At 38.6% G+C, this 5,276-nt stretch carries 6 protein-coding genes and 1 riboswitch; of the genes, 3 read left to right on the top strand and 3 right to left on the bottom strand.

The window, feature by feature from the left end; genetic code table 11:
* From queC to queD, 3 genes are all read right to left on the bottom strand, one after another.
* The coding region (queC, locus tag K8S13_RS16010; RefSeq protein ID WP_291464014.1) for a 7-cyano-7-deazaguanine synthase QueC at positions 1-459 on the bottom strand (459 nt) is incomplete at its 3' end.
* Between the two features lie 9 nt (positions 460-468).
* Positions 469-1,113: a radical SAM protein gene (locus K8S13_RS16015; RefSeq protein ID WP_291464015.1), complete on the bottom strand. Its 645-nt coding sequence runs from the start codon at positions 1,111-1,113 to the stop codon at positions 469-471.
* On the bottom strand, positions 1,114-1,494 hold the full coding sequence (gene queD / locus K8S13_RS16020; RefSeq protein WP_291464017.1) for a 6-carboxytetrahydropterin synthase QueD: 381 nt from the start codon (positions 1,492-1,494) through the stop codon (positions 1,114-1,116). It lies immediately after the preceding gene.
* A 177-nt stretch (positions 1,495-1,671) separates the two neighbouring features.
* On the opposite strand from queD, the gene K8S13_RS16025 reads away from it, so the two are divergent.
* The 3 genes from K8S13_RS16025 to K8S13_RS16035 all read left to right on the top strand — a co-directional run bounded on the left by K8S13_RS16025 (position 1,672) and on the right by K8S13_RS16035 (position 4,961).
* A complete protein-coding gene (locus K8S13_RS16025) occupies positions 1,672-2,985 on the top strand; it encodes an AAA family ATPase (protein ID WP_291464019.1) in 1,314 nt (437 codons plus the stop codon).
* Positions 2,986-3,338: 353 nt separating this feature from the next.
* On the top strand, positions 3,339-3,977 hold the full coding sequence (locus K8S13_RS16030) for a GEVED domain-containing protein (protein WP_291464020.1): 639 nt from the start codon (positions 3,339-3,341) through the stop codon (positions 3,975-3,977).
* Between the two features lie 225 nt (positions 3,978-4,202).
* A riboswitch (cyclic di-GMP riboswitch) is annotated at positions 4,203-4,280 on the top strand.
* Between the two features lie 24 nt (positions 4,281-4,304).
* On the top strand, positions 4,305-4,961 hold the full coding sequence (locus K8S13_RS16035) for a PEP-CTERM sorting domain-containing protein (RefSeq protein WP_291464022.1): 657 nt from the start codon (positions 4,305-4,307) through the stop codon (positions 4,959-4,961).
* The last annotated feature ends 315 nt before the right edge of the window (positions 4,962-5,276 follow it).

Here is a 5,276-nt window from a genome sequence, read left to right on the forward strand (position 1 = left end):
AGTGGCAAGATTGGCCATTTTTTCAAATGCCTCAATAAAGGCGGGCCTGCAGTCGGGATAACCCGAATAATCCACGGCAGTAACGCCAATATAAATGGATGCTGCCTTTAAAACTTCTGCCCAGGCCATGGCATAGGAAAGAAAAATGGTGTTTCTGGCCGGAACATAGGTAATGGGGATTTCTCCTTTCTTGATTCCATCCAGCGTATCATGCTTGGGCACATTTATTTCATCGGTAAGGGCAGAACCGCCAAATTGCCTTAAATCAATATCAATAATTTTATGGACCTTTGCTCCGAGGGATTTGGCAACTTTCCTGGAAGCCTCAAGCTCTATTAAATGTCTTTGTCCATATTTAAAACTTAAGGCATAAATTTCTTTACCCTTTGATTTTGCAATGGCCATTGCAGTGGTGGAATCAATACCGCCGCTGGAAAGTACGATGGCTTTATCTGTCATGTGTTTATTTTAGACTCCTTGTTTATCCGGATGCCATATGATTTTGTGCTGCTGCAGGGAAAGCCTGGCATGAAGATTATCTTCAAGCATCCAGGCGGCAATGACCTCAGGTGAGATTTGTCCAAAAACCGGTGAAAGATGAATTTTTTTTTGCGATATCCCGGATAATTTATTTTCAATAATGACTTTTGCAAATTCATAATCTTTTTGGGACCCAATGACAAATTTGATTTCGTCATGGTCAGTTAAAAAATTGATATTTTCAAATAAAAAACTGTCAGATTCGTTACTGGAGGGACACTTGATATCTATAATTTTTATGCAGTCTGGATGGATGTTCTTAATGGGTTTACTGCCATTTGTTTCAAGGAGAACCTGATAGTTTTTTTCTAAAAGCAGGGATATCAGATCAGGCGTATCCTTCTGCAACAGGGGTTCGCCACCGGTGACCTCAACCATGTTGCAATTAAAAGCAGTTATTTTTTTTAAGATCTGTTCAAAAGTCATTGAATATGATTCTTTCTCTGCATAGCGCGTGTCACACCAGGAGCAATTAAGATTGCATCCGGAAAGGCGTATAAAAATGCAGGGCAGCCCCATAAAGGTAGATTCCCCCTGAAGGCTGTAAAATATTTCGCAAACATCAAGCTGCAATTACACCTCCTGATAGGAAGACCCGCATCCCGGGCTTTCAAATACCATCACTTTGCGGACATTTATATGTTCAGTGTTTAAACGGCGGGAAATCTCGGTATATAAAAATTTGGAAATATTCTCAGATGTCGGATTAATGCTGCCAAACTCTGCCACATCATTGAGAGTGGTATGATCCAGTTTACTTAATATATCTTTGACAACACCTTTAACATCCCTGAAATCAACGCCAATACCCAGCTTATTTAATTTTGTACACTGAATATAGGCTTCAACAATCCAATTGTGTCCATGCATGTTAGCACAGTTCCCGTCATATCCTTTCAGCGCATGGGCTGCGGAAAAATGGTCTTTTACATAAATTTCATAAATACCCGGCATATCGTCTCCTTAGAATTTATCATTTAATCAATACTTGGGATTATACCATAATTTCCATTATTATTCTCGCACAAAGACACCAAGGCACAAAGGCAGCGGAACAAATTCAATGATTTCCTGGTAGTGGGGTGTTGGTCTGATGAAAGTTTTACCTTGTATATTAAAAGGGCTTAAAAAATGAAACGATTCATAATAGACAAATTATTGCACTGGCATAATGAAAGAAACAGCAAACCATTAATATTGTGCGGTGCCCGCCAGGTGGGAAAAACTTGGGCTGTTAAAAAATTTGCAGTCCAACATTTAAACAATAGAATCCATATTGTTGACTTTGAAAAATATCCTGACCGGCACAAAATATTTGACAAAAATCTCAATGTAAAACGAATCATATCTGAACTTGAACTATTATTGAATAAATCTATAACTCCAGGCAGAGATCTTCTATTTTTTGATGAAATTCAGAGCTGTCCCAGAGCCATTATGTCTTTACGCTATTTTTATGAAGATCTGCCTGAGCTTAAGGTAATTGCCGCAGGGTCACTTTTGGAATTTGCCCTTAAAGAAATCTCTTTTCCAGTGGGACGGGTTCAGTTCATGAATATGTATCCCATGATTTTCGCAGAATTTTTATATGGACTTGGTAAAGATATAATGGCAAAAACTCTTATTTCAGGTACCAATGATGGAAACAGGGATTTCAGTGAGACTATCCACGAGATGTTTCTTGAACAGCTTAGATTATATTTTTTTATCGGTGGAATGCCTGAATGTGTAAAAACATATCGCAATACAAATAAATTGAAAAAAGTGTTTAATGTTCAGGAAGGATTAATTGAAGCATATCGAGCTGATTTTTCCAAATATGCTCCCTATTCTGATAAGCAATGTTTAAACTCTGTACTTACCAATACAGCGCGCTTTGCAGGGCAGCCGATAAAATACACCCGCCTTGCCGACGGGTTTACCCCGCCAACCAATAAAAAGGCTTTTGACCTTTTAAACATGGCACGCGTTATTTATAAAATTCCTTCCACTCCTTTGGCAAGGTTGCCTCTGGGAGCTTTGGCTTCTGACCGTAAATTCAAGGCATTAATTGTTGATATTGGATTAATGCAGTATTTATGCGGATTAAATATCAGCGAGGAAATATATAAAAAAGATTTGTTAAATATTTATAATGGCGCCCTGGCAGAGCAGTTTGTTGGTCAGGAACTGCTGGCATATGGTGACAAGCAATTATATTACTGGGCACGGGATGCAAAAAGCAGCAATGCCGCGGTTGACTACTTACTTCAAAATAATGCCCAGGTCCTTCCTGTAGAAGTTAAAAGCGGATCAGCAGGAAGGCTTAAAAGTCTGCATCTTTTGTTAAAAACCTTTCCTGATATTTCCAAAGCCTGTGTTCTTTCACAAAGACCTTATTCAGAGCTTTTAGAACAAAAATTTGTTTTCCAGCCATTATACACTGCCATGAATTTAATTAAATAATAAGTGATCTGTTGCAATTCCGGCAAAATCGGATTTCTATAATTATTATTCTCGCACCAAGACAACAGTAGTTTTTTTGTCCATGAAATGTAATTATTTTCCCTGAATTTTGAATGGGTAAAGTTTTATACAAAAAATGTGATATTATTACATTTTTTACATAAATTATTACATTTATTCCACATTTTTTATTTTAATAAAAAAGCTCAATTTGGCCTAAAGCCTTATTCTAAGGTATTCTTGATGATATTGACTCATTGTGGCATAAATTCTGCATAATCTACATAATTATAGAGCATTGATATAATGAACCCGATAATATATGAATTATTTTTTATAAAGGAGATAGTCTGATGAGAAATTCTTTATTAATTTTGATATCAGGTCTGATTTTAGTTTTTGTTTCAGGAACAATTCCTGCAACAGCATGTGTGAGTATGGATGACTATGGGGATGCCCCTGACACGTATTCAACACTTTGGGCAAGTGGTGGTGCATTCCATGGGATCTCAGGCCTTTATCTGGGCTTTGGTGTAAGTGATGAATTTGACGGACAACCCAGCTCTTTTGCAGATGCAGATTTTGATGATGGTGTTGCGCTTCCAAATGAATTGGTACAGGGAAGTACTGCGTGGATTGGTGTCACTTCAAGTTTAGCCGGTACTTTAAACGCCTGGATAGATTTTAATGGGGATGGAGATTGGGGTGATGCTGGTGAGTGGATTTTTCATGACATCTCTTTAGCGTCTGGAATAAACACCCTTTCTTTAGATATTCCCATTTCAGCATTTTTAGGTTTCACATACGCAAGATTTAGATTGAATTCAACTGGAGGATTGAATTATGACGGTGCTGCATTTGATGGCGAAGTAGAAGATTATATGGTTGAAATTACCAATCCGGTCCCCGCACCGGCAGCTATTATTCTTTTTGGTATGGGGCTTTTAGGTCTTGCAGGAGTTGGCAGGAAGAAAATCACTAAATTAGAATAGAAACTCGCACAAAAATATCAAGGCACAAAGGGTATAATTCGCTTTGTGTCTTGATATTTTTGTGCGAGTTTTTTTCTCTAGGAAAAAGTTTACACAAATGTGGTAATTTTTTTCTCAATTATTATTACATTTTTTTCCTAGGCAAAAATACCTATACGCGTCAATAGGGCTTCTTGACGTCTTACGGCAAGGTACATTTTTTGCATGTCTCCTTAATTAAAATTATGTTGAAAAAGCCAAGCCTGTTGTGAAACAGGGACGGAAAGCCAAAGGATCTCGTGGGGAGACAGCCTGGTTATCTTTAACAAAAATAATAAGGAGATTTTTATGAAAAAGTTTTTAAGTTTGTTAACCGGTTTGTTTTTAGTATTTGTGGTTGCGGGTAGTGCTAGTGCGACACCTATAACTTTTGATGTAGATGGGGCCCCTGATTCTTATGTTAACTTCACTGACATTGATACAGGGATTCAAATTGGACCTTGGATATTTGGTGATGGTACATCTATTACTGCTACCCTGGCAGCATCTCTATCTACTATGGCTAACTTTACTTTAGCTGATAATGCTTCTAATACTATTGATTTTTTTACTTTTGCTGTAACAGGAAGCGGGATAGGTTCGTTTGACTTAGAAGCTAATCTCAATTTTGATACGCCTGATTTAAATGCTGGCGGTGATGGTTCTGGTGGTTGGGGAACGGTAACCTTACCGTGGTGGCTTGGTGGGGGTACTTATTCAGCTGGTATATTTTCCTGGGATAATGCTGTACAAGACTTTACTTTAGCAGATGGAAATGTTGTAAGGATTGCAATGCTAGATGGATTCGCAATTGGCGCTGGTTCAGACGCCATAGTCACAGCAACCATTACTAATTTAGGTGGCGCCCCTACCCCAGCTCCAGTACCAGAACCTGCCACAATGCTTCTCTTCGGTCTCGGTATCTTAGGCCTTGCAGGCGTCACCAGAAAGAAATTTGGCAAATAAGTGCAACATGAAGACAACTACTATATCACAGGATAATGATGGCAGACGTTTAGGAGGTGACAGGCGGGTATTCTCATATGCCGAGCATTCCCCTGAGAGGAGATCCGGTGAAGACCGAAGATCCGGTTTTGATAGACGCAATAAACTGAGATAATTATCCAACAAACAAAAGAAAGGGGTGGTGTCGATATCGGCACCACCCCTTTCTTTTTATTTGAATGCATTCCTCTGGAATTCAAAATTAAGAATTAAAAATTGTAAATCAAAACCCGTTCCGGGGCGTTTACCTTCCGGTCGCTGGTTTGGACATTGCAA

It is taken from the genome of Desulfobacula sp. (assembly GCF_021107415.1).

Bases quoted from the DNA above. Each gene is read 5' to 3' on its own strand.
- queD (WP_291464017.1), bottom strand. From the start codon at position 1,494: ATGCCGGGTATTTATGAAATTTATGTAAAAGACCATTTTTCCGCAGCC.
- K8S13_RS16025 (WP_291464019.1), top strand. From the start codon at position 1,672: ATGAAACGATTCATAATAGACAAATTATTGCACTGGCATAATGAAAGA.
- K8S13_RS16030 (WP_291464020.1), top strand. From the start codon at position 3,339: ATGAGAAATTCTTTATTAATTTTGATATCAGGTCTGATTTTAGTTTTT.
- K8S13_RS16035 (WP_291464022.1), top strand. From the start codon at position 4,305: ATGAAAAAGTTTTTAAGTTTGTTAACCGGTTTGTTTTTAGTATTTGTG.